Source organism: Pseudomonas costantinii (assembly GCF_001870435.1).
GTDB lineage: Bacteria > Pseudomonadota > Gammaproteobacteria > Pseudomonadales > Pseudomonadaceae > Aquipseudomonas > Aquipseudomonas costantinii.
Genome location: NZ_MDDR01000014.1, coordinates 6,365 through 31,473, shown reverse-complemented (window position 1 = coordinate 31,473; position 25,109 = coordinate 6,365). Strand labels below are relative to the sequence as shown.

The window sequence follows — 25,109 nt, the reverse complement described above, 5'->3', positions numbered from 1 at the left end:
GCGCTGGGCCAGGGATGGCCCATCGCGGCGACCCGCGCAGCCGTGCCGGAGTGCGGGCACACCGAGCCTAGGCGAGGTGCCGAGTGGTGGGGCAAGAGCCCTTTGCTTACTTTGGGCTGGGCCGGCATTCCGGCTTTTCCAAAGTGAGTCGCCGTAAGGGCGAAACCATAAGCAGCCGTCACCCAAAAAACGGATATACACACACAAAAGGGAACCATCCAAGACCCCGCTTGTCCCCGCTTCCCATGTCACCCCCCACCCCCCAAATCCCTTAATTTTCCAACCCTGCCGGAAGCCTCTCCTGGCCCCCGGCTGTGCGCGCTATTTTTTCCAGCGCACCCAGCACACCCGATCCAAGCGGCAGCTGAAAACGGACTTTCTCTTCAACCGTGACTCATCAGGCAGGTTCCCCCATGCAGTTCAGTGAATTATTGGCAGCGATCTCCACCCATGCGATCCGTCTGCAACTGGAAGAAGGCGACCTGATCATTCTGGGCGATGACGAAGCGCTGGATGACGCAGTGTGGGATCAACTGATCGCCCACAAACCCCGGCTGCTTGAGCTGGTCGCCGAGCATGGCGGTGACTGGCTGAGCCCTGCCTACCGCATCACCCCGGACATGCTGCCCCTGGTCAGCCTCGACCAGCCGGCCATCGACCGCATCGTCGCCGCCATCCCCGGCGGTGCGGCGAATGTGCAGGACATTTACCCCCTGGCGCCGCTCCAGGAAGGCATGCTCTACCACCATCTTTCGGCCGAACAGGGCGATCCCTACGTGCTGCACGCGCAGTTTGTGTTCGACAGCCGCGCGCGCCTCGAAGCGTTTACCGAAGCGCTGCAATGGGTGATCGACCGCCACGATATTCTGCGTACCTCCATGGCCTGGGAGCGCCTAGACGAGCCGCTGCAAGTGGTGTGGCGCAAGGCGACGCTGGTGTGCGAAGCCGTGCACGTCGACGGCGGCGATGCCCTGGCCCAACTGCAAGCCCGTTATGACGCGCGCACCTACCGCATGGACCTGGGCCAGGCGCCGCTGCTGCGTCTGGTGTTTGCCGATGACCCGGCCAACCAGCGTGTGGTGGCGATGTTGCTGTTCCACCACACCATCCTCGACCATACCGCGCTTGATGTGGTGCGCCATGAAATCCAGCTGTACCTGGCGGGCAAGCAAGCCCAGGCCGGTGAGCCGGTAGGGTTTCGCAGCTATATCGCGCAAGTGCGCCACGGCGTCAGCGAGCAGGCGCATGAGGCGTTTTTCCGCGAGATGTTGGCGGACATCGATGAGCCGACCTTGCCGTTCGGGTTGCAGGACGTACAGGGCGATGGCCAGGGCATTGACGAGGCGCGTATCCCCGTCGACAGCACGTTGAGCCGCCGCTTGCGCACCTTGGCACGACCGCTGGGGGTGAGCGTGGCGAGCATGATGCACCTGGCCCTGGCTCGTGTATTGGGCGTGGTGTCCGGTCGCGAGTCGGTGGTGTTCGGCACCGTGATGTTAGGCCGCATGGGGGCGGGCGAGGGCGGTGAGCGGGCCTTGGGCATGTTCATCAACACCTTGCCGTTGCGGGTGGATGTGGGCGCGCAGGGCGTGCGCGCCGAGGTCAAGGCGACCCACGCGCGTCTGACCACGTTGCTTAATCACGAGCATGCTTCCTTGGCCCTGGCCCAGCGTTGCAGTGGTGTCGCCGCGCCAACCCCGTTGTTCAGTGCGATGCTCAACTACCGCCACAGCGCGGCTGCCGATATGGCCAAGGTGATCGACGTCGCCGAAGGCATCCAGGTGTTGGGCGCCGAGGAGCGCACCAACTACCCGCTGACGGTCAACATCGATGACCTGGGTGAAGACTTTGCGCTGACGCTGATGGTCGACGCGTCCATCGGCGCACAGCGCGTTGCCGGCTACCTGCATACCGCCCTGGAAAGCCTGGCCGACGCCCTTGAGCAACGACCGGATATGCCGCTGAGCGGCCTGAATATCCTGCCCGATGCCGAACGTCACCACCTGCTGCACAGTTTGAACCAAAGCACCACGCACTATGACGACACCGCACTGATCCACCATCAAGTCGAAACCCACGCCGCCGCCCAACCTGACGCCATCGCCCTGCGCTTCGACAACCAGCGTCTCACCTACCGCCAACTCAACGAACGCGCCAACCAGGTCGCCCACCGCCTGCTTGCTCAAGGTGTGCGCGCCGATGATCGCGTGGCGATCTGTGTAGAGCGTGGCCCGGAGATGATCATTGGCCTGCTGGGCATCCTCAAGGCCGGCGCCGGTTACGTGCCGATCGACCCCGCTTACCCGCTGGAACGCATCGCCTACACCCTGGCCGACAGCGAGCCGCTGGCCGTGCTGGTACAGGCCAACACTCGCCACCTGGTCGGCGACCTGCCGCAGATTGACCTCAATAGCCTGCGCCAAGAGTCCATCATCAACCCACGCGTCAATTTGAGCCCGGCCAACCTGGCCTATGTGATTTACACCTCCGGCTCAACCGGCCTGCCCAAAGGCGTGATGATCGAACACCGCCAGGTCGCGCGGTTGTTCACAGCGACCCAGCACTGGTTTGGCTTCAACAGCAACGACGTGTGGGCGTTGTTCCATTCCTTCGCCTTCGACTTCTCCGTGTGGGAAATCTGGGGCGCGTTGATGCACGGCGGCCAGTTGCTGATCGTGCCGCAGTTGGTCAGCCGCTCGCCGCAGGAGTGCTACGCGCTGCTCTGCGAAGCGGAGGTGAGCATTCTCAACCAAACGCCCAGCGCGTTCCGCCAGTTGATCGCCGCCCAGGGGCAGAGCCCCCAGGCGCATTCCCTGCGCCAGGTGATTTTCGGCGGCGAAGCCCTGGAACCGGGCATGCTCAAGCCGTGGTACGTCCGCGCGATCAATGCCGGGACGCAACTGGTCAACATGTACGGCATCACCGAAACCACCGTGCACGTGACCTATCGCGCACTGGAGGCCGCGGATGCACAGCGGGTGGGCGTCAGCCCGATTGGCGGGCGCATTCCCGACCTGCAACTGTACGTGCTGGACGAACACCGCGAGCCGCTGCCGTTGGGCGTGGTCGGTGAGTTGTATGTGGGGGGCGCCGGTGTGGCGCGTGGTTACCTGAACCGTGACGCACTCAACGCCGAGCGCTTCCTGGCCGACCCGGCCACCGGCCTGCGCATGTACAAGACCGGTGACCTCGGGCGCCTGTTGGCCGATGGCAGCGTCGAGTACCTGGGGCGCAACGACGACCAGGTGAAGATCCGTGGTTTCCGTATCGAACTGGGTGAAATCGAAGCGCGCCTGGCCACCGCCGAAGGCGTGCGTGACGCGGTGGTGATTGCCCGTGAAGACCAGCCGGGTGATAAGCGCCTGGTGGCTTACGTGATTGCCGAGCGTGAACTCGGCGCCGCCGAACTGCGTGATCACCTGCTGCTGAGCCTGGCTGAATACATGGTGCCCAGCGCCTTCGTGCTGCTGGATAAGTTCCCGCTGACCACCAACGGCAAACTCGACCGCAAGGCCTTGCCCGCACCGGATGCCGATGCGTTGGTGCGGCGTGGCTACGAAGCCCCGCAAGGTGCGGTGGAAACTGCCATCGCCGGCATCTGGCAGGAGCTGTTGAAGCTCGACCGGGTTGGCCGCGACGATAATTTCTTCGAACTGGGTGGCCATTCCCTGCTGGCAGTCAAGCTGATCGAACGCATGCGCCAAGTGGACCTCAGCGCCGATGTGCGGGTGTTGTTCGGCCAGCCAACCCTGGCCGCACTGGCTGCGGCTGTGGGTGGGCAGAAAGAGGTGCAGGTTCCAAAAAACCTGATTGAAGAAACCAGCCAAACAATCACGCCTGACATGCTGCCTCTGGTCGATCTGGACCAAACCGCCATCGACCACATCCTCAATAGCGTGCCCGGCGGCATCCGCAATGTGCAGGACATCTACGGTCTGGCACCGTTGCAGGCGGGTATTCTTTACCACCACCTGGCAACCACCGAGGGCGACCCCTACGTGTTGCAGGTGCAGTTCAGTTTCGCCGACCAAGCGGCGGTGGACGCTTTTATCCGCGCGCTGCACGACGTGATCGAGCGCCATTCCATCCTGCGCACCGGCATCTTCTGGGAAGGCCTGGATGAACCGGTACAGGTGGTCTTGCGCCAGGCACCACTGGCCATTGAACGTATTGAAACCCAGGGCGCCGATGCCCTGGTGCAACTGCAACAACGCTTCGACCCACGTCACTATCGCCTCGACCTGTCCCGTGCTTCGCTGATGCATTTTGGCTATGCCCAGGAGCAGGGCCGCTACGTCGGCATTCTGCTGCTGCACCATATCCTGCTCGACCACACCGCTTTGCACGTGCTGGTGGAAGAAATGAGCGCCAGCCTGGCAGGTAACAGCGCGCAACTGCCGGACGCGGTGCCTTACCGCAACTACGTGGCCCAGGCGCGACTCGGCGTTACGCAGGCGCAGCACGAAGCCTTTTTCAGCGAGATGCTCGGCGATATCGATGAGCCGACCCTGGCCTTCGGTTTACAGGACGTGAATGGCGACGGCAGCGGCATCGTCGAAGCCCACCTGCCATTGGAGATGGCACTCAGCCTGGGCCTGCGCGAACAGGCGCGGCAACTGGGCGTAAGCACCGCCAGCCTGGTGCACTTGGCCTGGGCGCAAGTGTTGAGCCAGGTCTCCGGCCAGCAAGACGTGGTATTCGGCACTGTGTTGCTGGGCCGGATGCAAGGCGGTGAGGGCGCCGACCGTGCGCTGGGGATGTTTATCAACACCTTGCCGCTGCGGGTCAGCCTCAACGCTGTCGGCGTACAGGCCGGGGTGCGGGCTACCCATGCGCGCCTGGCGCAGTTGCTCGGGCATGAACATGCCTCGTTGTCCCTGGCCCAGCGTTGCAGTGGTGTGTCGGGTTCGCTGCCGTTGTTCAGCACACTGCTTAATTACCGTCACAGCGCGCCGGGTGACGCGCCGGGAGACAGCCCGTTTGCCGCTTCCGGCATCCAGATTCTCAGTTCAGAAGAACGCAGCAACTACCCGCTGGTGCTGAACGTGGATGACCTGGGCACAGGTTTTGCGCTCACCGTGCAAGGCGTGGCCACGCTGGATGTGCAGCGTGTGGGCGACTACATGCTCACCGCGCTGCGCCACTTGGTGAGCGCGCTGCAACAGGCACCGACCACGCCATTGCAGGCTGTTTCGATTCTGCCGCCTGCCGAGCGTCACCAACTGCTGGTGGATTTTAACGCCACTGCCCGCGAATACCCGTCGCAGCTCACCGTTCACCAAGTGTTCGAAGCTCAGGCGCTGGCTCGTCCCGAAGCCGTGGCGGCGGTGCATGGCGCGTTGTCCTTGAGTTACCGCGACCTCAATCGTCGCGCCAACCGTCTGGCCCATCACCTGATCAACCAAGGCGTGCAGCCGGGCGAAAGCGTGGCGATTGCACTGCCACGCTCCCTCGATCTGCTGGTTTGCCAACTGGCGGTCCTCAAATGTGCGGCGGTGTATGTGCCGCTGGACGTCAACGCGCCATTGGAACGCCAGGCGTTCATGGTGCAGGACAGCGGCGCAGACCGGGTGCTGAATACCCTGGCCGACCTGAATCTTGATGCGATGTCCCCGCGCAACCTCGACCTGGTTCAGTCCTCGGAAAGCGTGGCGTACATCATGTACACCTCCGGTTCCACCGGCGCACCCAAGGGCGTGCAAGTGCCGCACCGCGCGATCTCGCGCCTGGTGCTCAATAACGGTTATGCCGATTTCAACGAGCGCGACCGCGTGGCCTTCGCCTCAAACCCGGCCTTCGACGCCAGCACCCTCGACGTGTGGGCACCGTTGCTCAATGGTGGTTGCGTGGTGGTGGTCGAGCATGCGGTGCTGCTCTCGCAGGCGGCGTTTACCTCGCTGTTGCAGGAGCAGGCCGTCAGCGTGTTGTGGATGACCGCAGGCCTGTTCCACCAATACGCCGATGCGCTGATGCCGGTGTTCCGCCAGTTGCGTTACCTGATTGTGGGCGGCGATGTACTCGACCCGTTGGTGATCGGCCGGGTGCTCACACACGGCAAACCTCAGCATCTGTTGAACGGCTACGGGCCGACCGAAGCGACCACGTTCTCCACCACTTTTGAAATCACCACGCCGGGCGAGGGCGGTATCCCGATTGGTCGGCCGATCGCGAATGCCCAGGCTTATGTACTGAATGCGCGCCAGTTGCCGGTGCCGTTGGGCGTGGTCGGTGAGCTGTACATCGGTGGCGCGGGCGTGGCGAAGGGTTACTTGAACCAGCCGCAACTGACCGCCGAAAAATTCATCCCGAACCCCTTTGGCGACGGGCTGCTGTACTGCACCGGCGACCTGGCTTGCTGGCAAGCCGACGGCACGTTGCTGTACCAGGGGCGTAATGACCTGCAAGTGAAGATTCGTGGTTTTCGCATCGAACCCGGCGAGATCGAAACCTGCCTGGTCGCCTTCCCAGGTGTGAAAGATGCCGTGGTGCTGGCTCGCGAAGACCAGCCCGGTGATAAACGCTTGGTCGCCTATTACACGGCAGGCGCACCGCTGGAAATCGAAGCGCTACGGGCCCATCTGCAAGGCCAGTTGCCGGACTACATGGTGCCGTCGGCCTATGTCTGGCTGGAGCTGTTGCCACTCACCGCCAACGGCAAACTTGACCGCAAGGGCCTGCCGGTGCCGGATCAGAGTGCGCTGCTAAGCCGTGGCTATGAAGCGCCGGAGGGTGAGGTTGAGACCCAGCTGGCGCAGATCTGGCAGGACGTGCTCAAGCTCGAGCGCGTAGGTCGCCACGATCATTTCTTTGAGCTGGGCGGGCATTCGTTGCTGGCGGTCAGCTTGATCGAACGCATGCGCCAGGTTGGCCTGAGCGCCGATGTGCGCGTGCTATTCAGCCAACCGAGCCTGGCGGCGCTGGCGGCGGCGGTTGGTAGCGGACGTGAAGTCGTGGTGCCGGCCAATGGCATTCCAGTAGGGTGCAAGCACATTACCCCGTCGATGCTGACCCTGGTGCAGCTCGACCCAGTTGCTATCGAGCGAATCGTTGCCACCGTCCCCGGCGGTGCGGCGAATGTGCAGGACATCTACCCGCTGGCGCCGTTGCAGGAAGGCATTCTTTATCACCATATCAGTGCCGAGCAGGGCGATCCGTACCTGCTGCAATCGCGCATGGCGTTTGACAGCCTCGAGCGTTTGCACGGTTTCATGGGGGCGTTGCAACAGGTGGTGGCCCGTCACGACATCCTGCGCACCGGCGTGGTCTGGGAAGGCTTGGACAGCCCGGTGCAAGTGGTCTGGCGCGAAGCCCAATTAGTGGTGCAGGAAGTCGCCCTGGACCCGGTTGACGGCGGCATCATCGAACAACTGCATGCGCGGTTCGACGCCCGCCACTACCGTCTGGATATCACCCAGGCGCCGCTGCTGCGCATGGTCTACGCCCAGGACCCGGTCAATAATCGGGTCGCGGCGATCCTGCTGTTCCATCACCTGGCGCTGGACCATACGGCCATGGAAGTGGTTGGCCAGGAGATGCGTGCGTTCCTGTTCAACCAGGCAGATGCCTTGCCCGAAGCGGCGCCGTTCCGTAACTACGTGGCCCAGGCGCGACTGGGTGTCAGCGTGGCGGAACATGAGCAGTTCTTCCGCGCCATGCTGGCGGATGTGGATGAGCCGACCTTGCCGTTTGGCGTGCAGGATGTGCAGGGCGATGGGCGTGAAATCGAAGAGGCCGAGCAACCTCTGGACGCAGCACTCGCGCTGCGGGTACGTGAGCAGGCGCGTCTTCTGGGCGTCAGCGCGGCCAGCCTGATGCACCTCGCTTGGGCGCAGGTACTGGGGCTGGTGTCCGGGCGTGACGATGTGGTGTTCGGCACCGTATTGATGGGCCGTATGCAAGCCGGTGACGGTGCGGACCGCGCGTTGGGGATGTTCATCAACACCTTGCCGCTGCGGGTCGACGTGGCGGCCAGCGCGGCGGTTGCGGTCAAGGCGACCCACGCGCGCTTGAGTGCATTGCTCGGTCACGAGCATGCGTCCCTGGCACTCGCCCAGCGTTGCAGCGGTGTCGCGACTTCAGTGCCGCTGTTCAGCGCCTTGCTCAATTTCCGTCACAGCACCCCCGAGGAAATGGCCCGCGACGGTCACGGTATCTGGGAAGGCGTGCAACTGCTGGGCGGTGAAGAACGCAGCAACTACCCGCTGACCTTGAGTGTTGATGACTTGGGTGCAGGCTTTGGCCTGAGCGTGCTGGCACTGCCGCAGATCGGCGCCCAGCGCTTGTGTGGCTACATGCATAACGCCGTGGAGCAACTGGTTGGCACATTGGAAAGTGCACCCAGCACTGCGCTCAATCTACTGCACATTCTGCCGACGGCGGAGCGCGACACCTTGCTGCGTGAATTCAACGCGACCGCCTCGGATTTTCCGACAGGCCATACCCTGCACGCTGCGTTTGAAGTCCAGGCCGAGCGCCAACCTCATGCGATTGCCGTGCAGCAAGACGGCGAGAGCCTGACGTATCAGCAACTCAACAGACGCGCCAACCAGTTGGCCCACCACCTGCTGGAACTCGGTGTGCAGCCGGACGACCGCGTGGCGATCTGCTGCCGTCGCGGCCCGCAAATGCTGGTGGGGCTGCTGGGCATTCTCAAAGCGGGCGCGGGTTATGTGCCCATCGACCCGGCTTACCCCGCCGAGCGTATCGCGTACCTGTTGCAGGACAGCGCGCCAGTGGCCGTGTTGGCCGAGGCCAGCACGCGCGACCTGTTGGGTGCGGTCGCGGCCGTAGACCTGCACGACCTCGGCTGGCAGCAGCATGCCGTCAGCAACCCTCAGCTCGCCCACTTGACCCCGGCGCACCTGGCTTATGTGATCTACACCTCCGGCTCCACCGGCCAACCCAAAGGTGTGATGGTGGAACACCGCACCGTGGAAAACCTGGTGCACTGGCATTGCGAAGCCTTCGGCCTGGATGCCCGCAGCCACACCAGCAGCGTCGCGGGCTTCGGGTTCGACGCCATGGCCTGGGAGGTGTGGCCGGCGCTGTGCGTGGGCGCCACCCTGCACCTGCCGCCCGCCAATGTCGGCAATGAAAACATCGACGAACTGCTGGCCTGGTGGCTGGCGCAGCCGCTGGACGTGAGCTTCCTGCCGACGCCGGTGGCCGAATACGCGTTCAGCCAGAACCTGCAACATCCGACCCTGCGCATCCTGCTGATCGGCGGTGATCGCCTGCGCCAGTTCACCCAGGAGCGGCGCTTTGCTGTGATCAACAACTACGGCCCCACCGAAGCCACGGTGGTCGCCACCTCCGGCCGTGTGCGGGCCGGGCAGGCGCTGCATATCGGCCGCCCAATCGCCAATGCCACGGCTTATTTGCTGGATGCGCAGTTGCGGCCGGTGCCGGTGGGGGTGGCCGGTGAGCTGTACGTGGGCGGCAGTGGCGTGGCGCGGGGTTACTTGAACCGTCCGGACTTGACCGCCGAACGCTTCCTGCAAGACCCGTTCAACGACGGCCGCATGTACCGCACCGGCGACCTGGCGCGCTGGCTGCCCGACGGCAATATCGAGTACCTGGGCCGTAACGATGACCAGGTCAAAGTGCGCGGCGTGCGCGTTGAACTGGGCGAGATCGAAAGCCGCCTGGCTGCCCTCGACGGTGTCAGCGAAGCCGTGGTGCTGGTGCGCGATGGCCGTTTGGTTGCCTGGTTCACCGAACAGCGCCCGCTGGCGATCGAAACCCTGCGTGAGCACCTGCAACAGCAGCTACCCGAGGCGTTGGTGCCGGTCGCCTACGTGAAACTCGACGCACTGCCCCTGACTGCCAATGGCAAGCTGGACCGTAAGGCTCTGCCGGAACCCGATCAAGCCGCGTTGCTGAGCCGCGACTATGAAGCACCCCAAGGCGAGGTGGAAACCACCCTGGCCCGCCTCTGGGCCGAGGTGTTGCAGGTTGAGCAAGTGGGGCGACATGACCACTTCTTCGAACTGGGCGGCCATTCGTTACTGGCCGTCAGCTTGATCGAACGCATGCGCCAAGTTGGCCTCAGCGCCGATGTGCGGGTGTTGTTCAGCCAGCCAACCCTGGCCGCGCTGGCCGGGGCTGTGGGCAGTGGCCGCGAGGTGCAGGTGCCGGCCAACCGTATCGCAGCGGATTGCGTGCGGATCACCCCGGACATGTTGCCTTTGGTTGACCTCGACCAATCGACGATCGACCAAGCCGTCAGCCGTGTGCCTGGCGGCGCTGCGAATGTGCAGGATATTTACCCGCTGGCACCGTTGCAGGAAGGCATTCTCTACCACTACATCAGCGCCGAGCAGGGCGACCCGTACCTGCTGCAATCGCACCTGGCCTTCGACAGTGTCGAGCGCCTGAACGCCTTCGCCCAGGCGCTGCAACAGGTGATCAACCGGCATGACATCCTGCGCACCGGCGTGGTCTGGGAAGGCCTGGCGCAACCACTGCAAGTGGTGTGGCGCAATGCTTGCCTGACGGTGCAGGAGCTGCACCTGCAAGGTGATGTGTTGGCGGGCCTGCACGAGCGTTTTGACGCGCGGCGCTATCGCCTGGACATCAGCCAGGCTCCGCTGATCCGCCTGATGTATGCCAAGGACCCAGCCAACGAGCGCGTGGTGGTGGTGTTGCTCTATCACCATATCGCTCTCGATCACACGGCCTTCGATGTGGTACTGCGCGAAATGCAGGGCCATTTGCTGGGCCACGCGGCCCCAACGGCGGCCCCAATGCCGTATCGCAACTACGTGGCCCAGGCCCGTTTGGGCGTGAGTGAGCAGGAGCACGAAGCCTTCTTCCGTGGCATGCTCGGCGATGTGGATGAACCCACCTTGCCGTTCGGTTTGCAGGATGTGCGCGGCGACGGCAACGCGATCGAAGAACACACCCTGCGGCTGGACAGTGACTTGAACCGCCGCCTGCGTGCCCAGGCACGTTTGCTCGGTGTGAGCACAGCCAGCCTGTTTCACCTGGCCTGGGGCCAAGTGCTGGCGGCCACGTCGGGCAGGCACAGCGTGGTGTTCGGCACCGTGCTGGTGGGTCGTATGCAGGGCGGCGAGGGGGCCGACCGGGCCCTTGGGGTGTTTATCAATACCTTGCCGCTACGCTTGGATATCGATGCGCAAGGGGTACGCGCCGCGGTGCGTGCCACCCATGCGCGACTCACCGCCTTGCTCGGGCATGAACACGCCTCCCTGGCTCTGGCCCAGCGTTGCAGCGGGGTGGTGGCGCCGGCGCCACTGTTCAGCTCGATGCTCAATTATCGCCATCGTGGCACTGCCACTCGCTCGCAAGAAGCGCAACAAGCCTGGGAAGGCATGCAGACCCTGGTCAATGACGGGCGCACCAACTACCCATTGACGTTGAACGTGGATGATTTGGGCGATGGCTACGACGTGGCGGCCCTGGCGCAAGTCGACGCGCAGCGGGTCTGCGGCTACATGCAGACTGCCTTGTCTGGGCTGGTCGAAGCCCTGGAGCAGGCGCCGCACCACGCGCTCAATCGCCTGCCGATCCTGGGGCGCGAGGAACGGCAGAAATTGCTGGTGGCGTTCAACTCGACCGCGGTGAACTACAACCTCGACCAGACCCTGCACGGGATGTTCGAAGCCCAGGTGGCCCGCACGCCGGAAGCCGTGGCAGTGAAGTCGGGTGATCAACACCTCACCTACCAGCAACTGAACGAGCACGCCAACCGCCTGGCCCATCACCTGCGCGAACTCGGCGTACAACCGGATGCGCGCGTGGGGATCTGCGTCGAACGTAGCCTGGACATGGTCATCGGCCTGTTCGCCATCCTCAAGGCGGGTGGCGGTTATGTGCCACTGGATCCGGCTTACCCGCTGGAACGAATTGCCTACATGCTGCAAGACAGCGCGCCGGTGGTGGTGCTGGCTCAAGGCGCGACGCGTGAGTTGCTGGGCGACGTGCCGGTGATCGACCTGGACCACAACACCTGGCAACACCAGCCCGCGAGTAACCCTCAAGTACCGGGCCTGACCGCGCAGCACCAGGCCTATGTGATCTACACCTCGGGTTCCACCGGGCAACCCAAAGGCGTGATCAACGAACACGCCGGGGTGGTCAACCGCCTGCTGTGGATGCAGGACGCCTATGGCCTCAAGGCCCATGACGCAGTGTTGCAGAAAACCCCGTTCAGCTTCGACGTGTCGGTGTGGGAGTTCTTCTGGCCGCTGTTTACCGGTGCACGCCTGGTGATGGCGCGCCCTGGCGGGCACAAGGAACCTGAGTACCTGTGCGAAGTCATCGACGCGGAACAGATCACCACGCTGCACTTTGTGCCGTCGATGCTTGACGTGTTCCTGGCCCATGGCGATGTCAGCCAAGCGGCGGGTTTGCAACGGGTGATGTGCAGCGGCGAAGCCCTGCCGGGCAGCCTGGTGCGACGCTTCAAGCAGCAACTGCCGGGGATCGGCCTGTACAACCTGTATGGCCCGACGGAGGCGGCGGTGGACGTGACGGCGTGGAACTGCGCGCGCCCCGACGTGCCGGACAACACGCCGATCGGCAAGCCGATTGCCAACACCCGCATGTACCTGCTGGATGGGCAGTTGCAGCCGGTACCGTTGGGTGTGGTCGGCGAGCTGTTTATCGGCGGCGTGCAAGTGGCGCGGGGGTATCTGAATCGTCCTGAGCTGACCGCCGAACGCTTCCTCAAGGACCCGTTTACTGAAGGCCGGATGTACCGTACCGGTGACGTCGGCCGCTACCTGCCCGACGGCAATATCGAATACCTGGGTCGCAACGATGACCAGGTGAAAATCCGTGGCCTGCGTATCGAGTTGGGTGAAATCCAGGCGCGGCTGCTTGAGCATCCGCAGGTCAACGAAGCCGCCGTGGCGGCCCGCGAAGACCGGCTGGTCGCCTATTACACCGGCGTGCAAACCGACATCGAACACCTGCGCGCCCACCTGCTGCAACACTTGCCTGACTTCATGGTGCCCGCGCTGTTCGTGCACCTCGACGCGCTGCCGTTGAGCCCCAACGGCAAACTCGATCGCAAGGCCTTGCCCACACCGGGTATGGAGGCGCTGATCGTGCGCGAGTACGAGGCGCCGCAAGGTGACACCGAAATCCTCCTCGCCCAGCTCTGGGCCGAACTGCTCAACGTGGAACGGGTAGGGCGCCATGACAATTTCTTTGAACTGGGCGGGCACTCGCTGCTGGCCGTGAGCTTGATCGGGCGCTTGCGCCAGGAAGGCATGGAAGCTGATGTGCGGGCGTTATTCGAACAGCCGACCCTGGCCGGTTACGCCGCAATGATTGAACAAATGGAGATTGTCCTGTGAGCATCCTCGAACTGCTGGCGACGCTGAAAACCAAGGGCATCCAACTGGCGCTCAAGGGTGAGCAGTTGTCGGTGCAGGGCAACAAACAAGCCTTGAGCGATCCGGCGATTCTTGCTGCGTTGCGTGAGCACAAACCGGCCTTGACCGAGTTGATCAAGGCCGGCGAATACTCGGCGACCAAGGCCGGTGACGTGGACGTGCCGGCCAATGGCATTCCGGCCGGCGCCGAGCGCATCACGCCCGCCATGCTGACCCTGTCGACGCTGAGCCAGGATGAGATCGAGCGCATCGTCGCCACCGTCGACGGCGGTGTGGCGAACATCCAGGATATCTACCCGCTGGCGCCGTTGCAGGAAGGCATTCTGTTCCACCACGTCAGCGCCGAGCAGGGTGACCCGTACGTGATGCAGTCGCAGTTTGCTTTCGACAGCCTGGAGCGCTTCGAGGCGTTTGCCCAGGCGTTGCAAGCCGTGATGGACCGCCATGACATCCTGCGCACCGGCGTAGTCTGGGACGGCCTGCAAGAGCCGTCGCAAGTGGTCTGGCGCCAGGCACGCCTGCCGGTACAAGCCCTGGCGCTGGACCCGGCCGACGGTGATATCGCCGCGCAACTTCACACGCTGTTCGATGCTCGCCACTATCGGCTGGACGTGACCCAGGCGCCGCTGCTACGCCTGGTGCGCGCCGAAGACCCGGTCAATCAGCGAATCGTCGCGACCTTGTTGTTCCACCATATGGCCCTCGACCACAGCGCACTGGAAGTGGTGTGCCATGAAATGCAGGCGTGCCTGATGGGGCAGGGCGCGGCGTTGGGCCAGGCGGTGCCGTTTCGCAACTATGTGGCGCAGGCGCGGCTGGGGATCAGCGAACAGGAACACGAAAGCTTCTTCCGTCAGATGCTGGGTGATATCAACGAACCGACCTTGCCGTTTGGTTTGCAGGATGTGCAGGGCGATGCCCGGGGGATTGCCGAGGTCAGCCTGCCGCTGGCGGCGCAATTGGGGCACCGACTGCGCGCGCAGGCCCGGCAACTGAGTGTGAGTGCCGCCAGCCTGTTCCATATGGGCTGGGCGCAGGTATTGGGTGTATTGGCAGGCAAGCAACACGTGGTGTTCGGCACCGTATTGATGGGGCGTATGCAGGGCAGCCATGACACCGATCGGGCGCTCGGCATCTTCATCAACACCTTGCCGTTTCGCGTGGACGTCGACAGCAACGATGTACGCGCCGGGGTCAAGGCCACTCATGCGCGGTTGACCACCTTGCTGCGCCATGAACACGCCGCATTAGCCCTGGCCCAACGGTGCAGTGGCGTGGTTGCGCCGACGCCGCTGTTCAGCGCCTTGCTCAACTACCGCCACAGCGCACCCGCCGCCAGCGCCGAGGCCGTGTCGGCCTGGCAAGGCATCGCGGCGCTCAGCGCTGAAGAACGCACCAACTACCCGCTGACCTTGAGTGTCGATGACCTCGGCGAAGGCTTCGGCCTGAGCCTGCTGGCCAGCACGCAGGTGGATCCGCAGCGCGTCTGTGCTTACTTGCACACCGCGCTGGAAAACCTGGTGACGGCGCTGGAGCACGCACCGCATACCGCGCTTAACCAGGTGTCGGTGGTGCCGGCTGCTGAACAAAAAATGCTCCTGGAGCAGTTCAACGCCACCCAGGCCGATTTTCCCCAAGGCACCACGCTGCACGCGCGCATCGAAGCCCAGGTCGTGCTCACGCCCGATGCCATCGCTGCCGAGCAGCAGGGTCGGCAACTGACCTACGCCGAGCTGAACCAGCAAGCCAACCTGCTGGCCCATCACCTGCTGGCGCTGGGTGTGAAACCGGATGACCGCGTGGCCATCGTCGCCCGCCGTGGCCTGGACACCCTGGCCGGTTTGCTGGCGATCCTCAAGGCTGGCGCCTGCTACGTGCCGGTGGACCCGTCCCACCCGGCCGAGCGCCTGAGCTACCTGCTGACCGACAGCGCGCCGGTGGCGGTGCTGACCCAACACTCGCTGCTGGAGCGCCTGCCCGAACTCGACGTGCCGGTGATCGACCTGGATCGCTTCACCTGGCAGCACCATTCGGCGAGCAACCCCACGGTTGCCGTCACCCCGTCGAACCTCGCGTATGTGATCTACACCTCCGGCTCCACTGGCCTGCCCAAAGGCGTGATGGTGGAACACCACACCGTGGCCAACCTGGTGGACTGGCATTGCCGCGCGTTTGACCTGTGTGCCGGGCGCCATACCGCCAGCGTCGCCGGTTTCGGTTTTGACGCGATGGCCTGGGAAGTGTGGCCGGCGTTGTGTGTCGGTGCGACCTTGCACCTGCCGCCTGCCAATGACGGCAATGAAGATATCGACGCGCTGCTGGCCTGGTGGTGCGCGCAGCCTCTGGATGTGTGCTTCCTGGCGACGCCGGTGGCTGAATACGCGTTCAGCCAACAGATCGAACACCCCACGTTGCGTACCCTGCTGATCGGCGGTGATCGCCTACGCCAGTTCGCACGTGCGCAGCGTTTTGAACTGATCAACAACTACGGTCCCACCGAGGCCACGGTGGTCGCGACCTCCGGCAAAGTCGAGGTGGGCCAGCCGTTGCATATCGGCAAACCCATTGCGAATGCCACGGTGTACCTGCTGGATGAACAGCAACGACCGGTGCCGTTGGGTGTGGCGGGTGAGTTGTATGTCGGCGGCAAGGGTGTGGCGCGCGGTTACCTGAACCGCCCGGATCTGACCGCCGAACGCTTCCTGCAAGACCCGTTCAACCACGGGCGGATGTACCGCACCGGCGACCTGGCGCGCTGGTTGCCGGACGGCAATATTGAATACCTGGGGCGCAATGATGATCAGGTGAAGATCCGTGGCATGCGCATCGAGTTGGGCGAAATCGAAACCCAACTCAACCGGTTGCCCGGCATTCAGGAAGCGGTGGTGCTGGTCCGTGATGACCGGCTGGTGGCGTATTTCACCGAGCAGCCACAGCTCGATCCGCTGGCCGTCGGCGATGTTCGTGCGCATCTGGTGGCGCGTCTGCCGGACTACATGGTCCCGGTCGCCTACGTAAAGCTCGAGGCGTTACCGCTGACCGCCAACGGTAAACTCGACCGCAAGGCCTTGCCCGCGCCGGACCTGGCCGCGGTGTTTACCCGCGAGTACGCCGCGCCTCAGGGCGAGATCGAAAGCGTGCTGGCGCAGATCTGGGCCGATGTGCTGCATGTGCCGCGCGTGGGGCGTCATGACCATTTCTTTGAACTGGGCGGGCACTCGCTGCTGGCGATGCGCATGGTGTCGCAGGTGCGTCAGCGCCTGGGTGTTGAGTTGGTACTGGGCGACTTGTTTGCCAACGCTGAACTCGCAGCGGTCGCCGACGTCCTGGCCCAGGCGGGTCGCAGCACGATGCCGGACATTCTCCCGGCCAATCGCGATGAAGAGGTGCCGCTGTCGTTCGCCCAGCAGCGCCTGTGGTTCCTGGCGCTGATGGAAGGCGCCAACACCGCCTACAACATTCCTATTGGCCTGCGCCTGCGCGGACAGTTGCATGTCGAGGCGCTGCAACGGGCGCTGGCGCGTATCGTCGCGCGGCATGAGACCCTGCGCAGTCGCTTCGCCCAGCATGGCGACGACGCCCAGGTGTTGATCCAGCCCGCTGAAGAGGTGCTGCCGCTGCAAGTGCAGGACCTGCGCCGCCACCCACAGCCTCAACAGGCGCTGGATGCGTTGATCCACGGCGAAGCCTCGGCGCCATTCGACCTGGAGCGCGGCCCGCTGCTACGTGGGCGTTTGGTGGTCATGGCCGACGATCACCATGTGCTGTTGCTGACCCTGCACCATATCGTCTCCGATGGTTGGTCGATGGGCGTGTTGACCCGCGAACTGATGGCGCTGTACCAAGCCTTCAGCCATGGCCAACCCGACCCGTTGCCGCCGCTTACGATCCAGTACGGTGACTTCGCGGTGTGGCAGCGTTTGTGGCTGAGCGGTGAAGTGTTGCACCGCCAAAGTAGCTATTGGCAGCAGGCGCTGGCCGGTGCGCCGGCTTTGCTCACGTTGCCCACCGACCGTCCGCGCCCGGCGCAGCAGGACTATGCCGGCAGCAGCGTTGAGGTGCGCCTGGATGAGCGCCTCACCGCCGGGCTCAAGGCGCTGAGCCAGCGCCACGGCACCACGCTGTACATGACACTGATGAGCGCCTGGGCTTCGCTGCTGGCGCGACTGTCCGGGCAGCAGGATCTGGTGATCGGCTCGCCGGTGGCCAACCGCACCCGCAGTGAAGTGGAAGGGCTGATCGGCCTGTTCGTCAACACCTTGGCGGTGCGCATCGACACCTCGGGCGAGCTGAGCAGCGAGGCGCTGCTGGCGCGGGTCAAGGCCCTGACGCTGGCGGCCCAGGCCCATCAGGACCTGCCGTTCGAGCAGGTAGTGGAAATCACCCGGCCGGTGCGCAGCCTGGCCCATAGCCCGGTGTTTCAAACCTTGCTGACCTGGCAGGACAGCAGCGCACCGACCCTGGCCTTGGGCGATCTGGCATTGGAAGGCATTGTAGAGAACAGCCACTTTGCCAAGTTCGACCTGTCGCTGAACCTGGGCGAAGTGCAGGGCAGCATTCTCGGCGCGCTGGAATATGCGGTGGCGCTGTTTGATCAGTCGACGATGCAGCGCTATGTCGGCTACTTCACCCGGGTGTTGCAGGCCATGGTCGATAACGATCAGGCGGTGCTGGAACACACACCCTTGGTGGATGAGCGTGAGCGTCAGCATCTGCTGTTCGACTTCAACGCCACGGCAGTGGATTACAACTTCGACCAGACCCTGCACGGGATGTTCGAAGGGCAGGTGGCGCGCACGCCGAATGCGATTGCGCTCAAGGCGGGCGAGCTGCAACTGACGTATGCCGAGCTGAATGCGCGCGCCAACCGGCTCGCCCATCACCTGCTGGCACTTGGCGTACAGCCCAATTCACGGGTGGCGATCTGCGTCGAACGTGGCCTGGAGATGGTGGTCGGCCTGTACGCGATCCTCAAGGCCGGCGCCGCCTATGTGCCGCTGGACCCGGCGTATCCGCTGGAGCGTATCGCCTACATGCTGCAAGACAGTGCGCCGCTGGTGGTGCTGGCCCAAGGCGCCACGCGTGGGCTGCTGGGCGACGTGCCGGTGGTCGATCTGGACCTTCCGACATGGCAGCACCAGCCGGTCGACAACCCTGCCATACAGGGCGTGAGCGCCTATGTGATCTACACCTCCGGTTCCACCGGCCAGCCTAAAGGCGTGATCAACGAGCACGCCGGGGTGGTCAATCGCCTGCTGTGGATGCAGGACGAATATGCGCTGACGGCCAACGATACGGTGTTGCAGAAAACCCCGTTCAGCTTCGACGTGTCGGTGTGGGAATTCTTCTGGCCGTTGTTTACCGGCGCGCGGCTGGTGATGGCGCGGCCTGGTGGTCATAAAGACCCTGAGTATCTGTGTGAGGTGATTGAGTCTGAAGCGGTGACCACGCTGCACTTTGTGCCCTCGATGCTCGACGTGTTTCTGGCCCATGGCGATGTGAGCCAGGCCGCTGGATTGGTGCGGGTGATGTGCAGCGGTGAAGCCTTGCCGGGCAGCCTGGTACGACGCTTCAAGCAACAGTTGCCGGGCAGTCAATTGTATAACTTGTATGGCCCGACCGAAGCGGCCGTTGATGTGACGGCGTGGAACTGCGCAGGCCCGCTGACGCCTGACAACACGCCGATCGGCAAGCCTATCGCCAACACCCGCATGTACCTGCTGGACGCACAGTTGCAGCCGGTGCCGCTGGGGGTGGTGGGCGAGTTGTTTATCGGCGGGGTGCAAGTGGCGCGAGGTTATCTGAACCGTCCTGAGCTGACGGCCGAGCGCTTCCTCGAGGACCCATTCACCGCTGGGCGGATGTACCGCACCGGTGATGTTGGGCGCTACTTGCCGGACGGCAATATCGAGTACCTGGGACGCAATGACGACCAGGTGAAGATCCGTGGCTTGCGGATTGAGTTGGGCGAGATCCAGGCCCGATTGACCGAGTACCCGTCGGTCAATGAGGCCGCGGTGGTGGCGCGCGAGAATCGTCTGGTCGCCTATTACACCGGGGTTCACAGCGAAATCGAGGCACTGCGCACTTATCTGTTGCAGCACCTGCCTGAGTTTATGGTGCCGGCGATTTTCGTTCATCTTGAGGCGTTCCCGCTGAGCCCCAACGGCAAGCTTGACCGTAAGGCACTGCCAGAACCGGGCCTGGATTCGGTGGTGGTGCGCGAGTACGAAGCACCGCAGGGTGATACGGAAATTGCCTTGGCCAGCGTGTGGGCTGAGTTGTTGAATGTGCAGCGTGTGGGCCGTCACGATAACTTCTTCGAATTGGGTGGGCACTCGTTGTTGGCGGTCAGCTTGATGGGCCGCATACGCAGCCTTGGGTTGTCGGCGGATGTGAAGGCGCTGTTTGGCCAGCCGACACTGTCCGCCTTGGCGGCGGCGTTGGGCGGTGGTCGCGAAGTGAAGGTGCCGGTGAATGGCATTGCAGCCGATTGCGCGCATATCACCCCGGACATGCTGCCGCTGATCCCGTTGGACCCGCCAGCTATCGAGCGTGTCATCGCCTGCATCCCAGGCGGTGTGGCCAATGTTCAAGACATCTACCCGCTGGCGCCGTTGCAGGCGGGCATTCTCTATCACCATCGCGCGGTGCAGGACGGCGACGCGTATGTGCTTCAGGCGCAGTTTGCCTTCGACAGCATGGTGCGCTTGGAGGCCTTTGCCCAAGCGTTACAAGCGGTGATCCGGCGGCATGACGTGCTGCGTTCATCCTTCCACTGGGACGGCCTGGAAGAACCCGTGCAAGTGGTTTGGCGTGAAGCCTCGTTGAGTGTCGAAACCGGACCGTTGCCGCAGCGCCTGGACCTGACGCAAGCCCCGCTGATGCGTCTGGTCTATACCCAGGAGCCGCAGCGTGTGGTTGCCACGTTGTTGTTCCACCACTTGGTGATGGACCACATCGCCCTGGAAATCCTGCAGCACGAAATGCAGGCCTACCTGCTGGGGGCTCAAGACACGTTGGGCGCGGCGGTGCCGTACCGCAATTACGTGGCCCAGACGCGATTGGGCGTCGATGATCACGAGGCGTTTTTCCGCGAAATGCTGGGTGAGGTCGATGAGCCAACCACCGTCGAAAACCTGGGCGTCGATGAAACCGTTCAACTGACGATTGACCTTCCGTTGAGCCAGCGCCTGCGTACCCAGGCCCGCCAGTCGGGCGTCAGTGCCGCCAGCCTGATGCACCTGGCCTGGGCGCATGTGCTGGGCAAGGTCAGCGGCCGCGAACAGGTGGTGTTCGGCACCGTGATGCTCGGCCGCCTGCAAGGTGGTGAAGGTGCTGAGCGGGCGATGGGGGTGTTTATCAACACCTTGCCGCTGCGGGTCGATTTGGGTGAACACTCAGTGCGTACCGCGCTGCGCGCCACCCACGCACGCCTCACCCAACTGCTCAGCCATGAACATGCGCCTTTGGCGTTGGCCCAGCGTTGCAGCGGGGTGCCGGTGACGACGCCGTTGTTCAGCGTACTGTTTAACTATCGCCACAGCGCACCCCAAGCTGGGGGCGTGGCCGAGGCGTGGCAAGGTATCCAATTGCTCAAGGCCGAGGAACACACCAACTTCGGGCTGTCGTTGAGTGTGGATGACCAGGGCGAAGGTTTCAGCCTGAAAGCCTTGGGGCCGGGTGCCCGGCGATTGTGCGACTACCTGCACATTGCGCTTGAACAGGTGGTGCAGGCGCTGGAGCAGAACACCGATATCCCTATCAGCCGCCTGCCGATCCTGCCCGTCGCCGAGCGCCAACAACTGGTGGACTTCAACGCCACCACCCGCGTGTTCCCCCGTGAACACACGGTGCAGCGTTTGTTCGAAGCCCAGGCCCAGGCGCGACCTAGAGCGCTGGCGGTGCTGCACGGCGATCAGGTGTTGAGTTACGGTGAACTGAACGCCCGCGCCAACCGCCTGGCCCATCATCTGTTGGGCTCGGGCGTGCAGCCCGGCGATAACGTGGCGATCCTGCTGCCGCGCTCTGTCGATTTGCTGGTCAGCCAACTTGCCGTCCTCAAATGCGCCGCGGCCTATGTGCCGCTGGATATCAACGCTCCGGCCGAACGCCAGGGCTTTATGGTGCAGGACAGCGGCGCGGTATGGCTGCTGACCCGTAGCGAAACATCCGTCGACTACCCGGCCCGCCGTCTGGACCTGGACACCCTGGCCTTCGACCCGCAACCGAGCCACAACCCAGACTTCTCGCAGGCATCGGACAGTGTGGCGTACATCATGTACACCTCCGGCTCCACCGGTACGCCGAAAGGCGTATTGGTGCCCCATCGCGGTATCACGCGCCTGGTACTCAACAACGGCTACGCCGACTTCAATGCCAGCGACCGCGTGGCCTTCGCCTCCAACCCGGCGTTCGATGCCAGCACCATGGACGTGTGGGGGCCGTTGCTTAATGGCGGCCAGGTGCAGGTGATCGACCACAGCACCTTGCTCGACCCGGCGGCGTTCGGGGTGGCGTTGGGTGGCGCGACGGTGCTGTTCGTCACCACGGCGCTGTTCAACCAGTACGTGCAGATGATTCCGGACGCCCTGGCCGGCTTGCGCATCTTGTTGTGCGGCGGTGAGCGTGCCGACCCGGCGGCGTTCCGTAGCCTGTTGGCTCAAGCGCCTGCCTTGCGCCTGGTGCATTGCTACGGGCCGACGGAAACCACCACTTACGCCACCACCTATGAAGTGCGCGCGATTGCAGATAACGCCGAAAGCGTGCCCGTCGGGCGGCCGATTTCCAACACGCAAATCCACGTGCTGGATGCGCAGTTGCAACCGGTGCCGTTGGGTGTGACCGGTGAGATCTGCATTGGTGGTGACGGGGTGGCCAAGGGCTATTTGAATCGGCCTGAGCTGAGCGCTGAAAAGTTTGTGTCCGATCCGTTCAACGAAGGCTTCCTGATGTACCGCACCGGCGACCTCGGACGCCTGACGGCGGACGGCCTGTTGGAGTGCATCGGGCGCAACGATGACCAAGTGAAGATTCGTGGTTTCCGCATTGAACTGGGTGAGATCGAAGCGCGCCTGGCGACCTTTGCCGACATCCAGGATGTGGTGGTGTTGGCCCGCGAGGATGTGCCGGGTGACAAGCGCCTGGTGGCCTATTTCACTTGGGCGGCCGACCCCGTCGGCATCGACAGCGTGCGTGCCCATCTGCAAGGTCAGTTGCCGGACTACATGGTGCCCTCGGCCTATGTGCCGCTGGCGCATTTACCGCTGACGGCCAATGGCAAGGTGGATCGCAAAGCCTTGCCGGTACCGGTGCTGGCGTCCTTGATCAGCCGCGACTTTGAAGCGCCGACGGATGACCTGGAACAGACCCTGGCGCAACTGTGGGCGCAGGTGCTGAAGCTGGAGCAGGTCGGTCGGCATGACAGTTTCTTCGAGTTGGGTGGGCATTCATTGCTGGCGATTCGACTGGTCAACCTGATGGAGGAGGCGGGGCTTGCGGTTTCCCTGGCTGAGTTGTTCCAGCACGCCAGCGTGGCCTCTGTCGCTGCGATGCTGCGCCAGCGCACGGACGAACCGGTGCGCGATAACGCGGTGATCACAGTGCGTAGCGCAGGCTCGCAGCCGCCGTTGTTCCTGGTCCACGAATTCAGCGGCATGGATGTGTATTTCCCGGCGCTGGGCCAGCACCTGCCCGGTGACTATCCGATCTATGGCCTGCCGGGTTTGGCGTTTGGCGAGTCGCAGTTGAACACGATGGAAGGCTTGGCGGCACGTATGGTCGGGCTGATTCGCAGCCTTCAACCCCATGGCCCTTACCGGGTCGCGGGTTGGTCGTTTGGCGGCGTGCTGGCCTATGAAGTGGCGATGCAATTGCTGGGGTTGGATGAGGCGGTAGCGTTTCTCGGCTTGATCGACAGCTACGTGCCGCGCATGACCGACCAAGGCAAGGCGCGCTGGACCGGACCGGATGCCTTCAAGCGGCATTTACTGTTGCAGTGCACGGCGTATTGGAAAGCACAGGGAGGTGTGGATGAGCTGGCGAACCTTGAACAGTTGGACGCAGAGATTGGATCGCTGGACTTTGCGGGTCTGCTGCAACGCTGTCGCGATGAAGGTCTGCTATACGCGCAAATGGCAGCGGCTGCGGATGCGGATATTTTGAGTTTCATCGAACGGGAAGTGGGGCATGGGCATGCGCTGGCGCACTATAGCCTGTTCCCGCTGCCGATTGCGGTGCATGTGTTCAGCGCCTTGGAGCGCCCGACCGAGCTGTCGCGACGCAGTATTTCGTTGGGCTGGGAGGACGCCTTGGCGCCTGGGCAATTGCGTCAGGTGGACGTGCCGGGGGATCACCAAAGCATGATGCAGGCGCCGCATATCCAGGCCTTGGGCCGCGCGATGGCTGAAGCGCTGGCGGTGGGTGTGCCGGAGGCGGAGGCGGTTCATCAACCATTGCTGCGCATTCAGAGTGGGCGGGCGGGGTATGCGCCGGTGTTCTGTGTGCCGGGGGCGGGGGATAGCGTCACCGGGTTTGTGGGGTTGAGTGAAGCGCTGGGGCGTGATTGGCCGCTGTTTGGTTTGCAGCCGCGAGGGTTGGACGGTGAGGCGGTGCCGCACAGCCAGGTGGAGGCGGCGGCGCAGTGTTATCTGGCGGCGCTGGAGCAGGAGTGTCCGGTTGGGCCGGTGCATTTGGTTGGCCATTCGTTTGGCGGCTGGGTGGCGTTGGAGATGGCTGTGCGGTTGCAGGCTATCGGTCGTGAAGTGGCGTCGTTGACGGTGATTGATAGTGAGTCGCCCGGTGTTGTTGGGCGGCCTTATACGACGACGGCGGCGTTGTTGCGGTTGATTGAGGCCATGCAGTTGTCGGCTGGGAAGTCGCTGGGGATTGATCGCGGTGAGTTTGCCGGGTGGGATGAGGTGACGCAGCGACAGGCTTTGCATGCCGGGATGGTGGGGGTGGGTTTGTTGCCGGGGCGTGCTTCGGTGGATGCGATGGAGGGGCCGGCGCGGACGTATGCGGCGGCGTTGCGCACGGTGTATCGGCCGGTGCGGCGGTACAGCGGTGTGGTGCGGTTGGTGTTGGCTGAGGATCCGGCGTTGGATGCGGCGGGGAATCAGCGGGAGCAGGGGTTGATGGTTGAGGGGTGGCGGGGGCAGGGGAGTGGGTTGGAGGTTTGGTACGGCTCTGGGAATCACTTCACCCTGCTTAAAGCGCCGAATGTGTTTGGGTTGGCTGGGTGGTGGTTGGCAGGGGTTGGGGTTGGGGAGGTGGTTTCGTGAGGTCTGTGACGGGGTACATATCCGTTGCTGCGGTAACGGCTGAATATGGTTCCGCTCTTACAGCGGGTCACTTTTGGAAAGACCCAAAAGTAACCAAAAGGTCTTTGCCCCACCACTCGGTGCCTCGCCTAGGCTCGGCATGCCCGCACTCCGGCACGGCTGCGCGGGTCGCCGCGATGGGCCATCCCTGGCCCAGCGCGGCTAAACCGGCATCCTTGCCGGTTTACCCGCTCCACCGTGCCTACTTGCGGCCATCGTGGTTAACGGGGCCCGCAGATCACGATCAAAAGCCAGATCAAAAGCACGCAGCCTCGCTGGCGCTCGACAGCTGCTACGGACGGCGGGGGGAGGAAGGAAAAAGCGCTTTTGATCCACACCACTCAGGTCGGCTTTCAGGCCGCCGTGCTTTTGCTTTTGATTTTGATCTCAGGCGCCCCGTTAAACCACGCTGGCCGCACGCAGG

2 protein-coding genes are annotated in these 25,109 nt (G+C 63.7%); both read left to right on the top strand.

What is annotated here, in order from left to right:
* Positions 1-413 precede the first annotated feature (413 nt).
* Complete coding sequence (locus BFL40_RS07980) at positions 414-13,325, top strand: non-ribosomal peptide synthetase (protein ID WP_071483451.1); 12,912 nt, start codon at positions 414-416, stop codon at positions 13,323-13,325.
* The gene (locus tag BFL40_RS07975) at positions 13,322-24,646 is read left to right on the top strand and encodes a non-ribosomal peptide synthetase (protein ID WP_071483450.1); all 11,325 of its coding nucleotides are present in this window, start codon (positions 13,322-13,324) and stop codon (positions 24,644-24,646) included. The genes BFL40_RS07980 and BFL40_RS07975 overlap by 4 nt, the downstream gene beginning before the upstream one ends.
* Positions 24,647-25,109: the final 463 nt, after the last annotated feature.

Coding starts and splice junctions, on each gene's coding strand:
- BFL40_RS07980 (WP_071483451.1), top strand. CDS start 414: ATGCAGTTCAGTGAATTATTGGCAGCGATCTCCACCCATGCGATCCGT.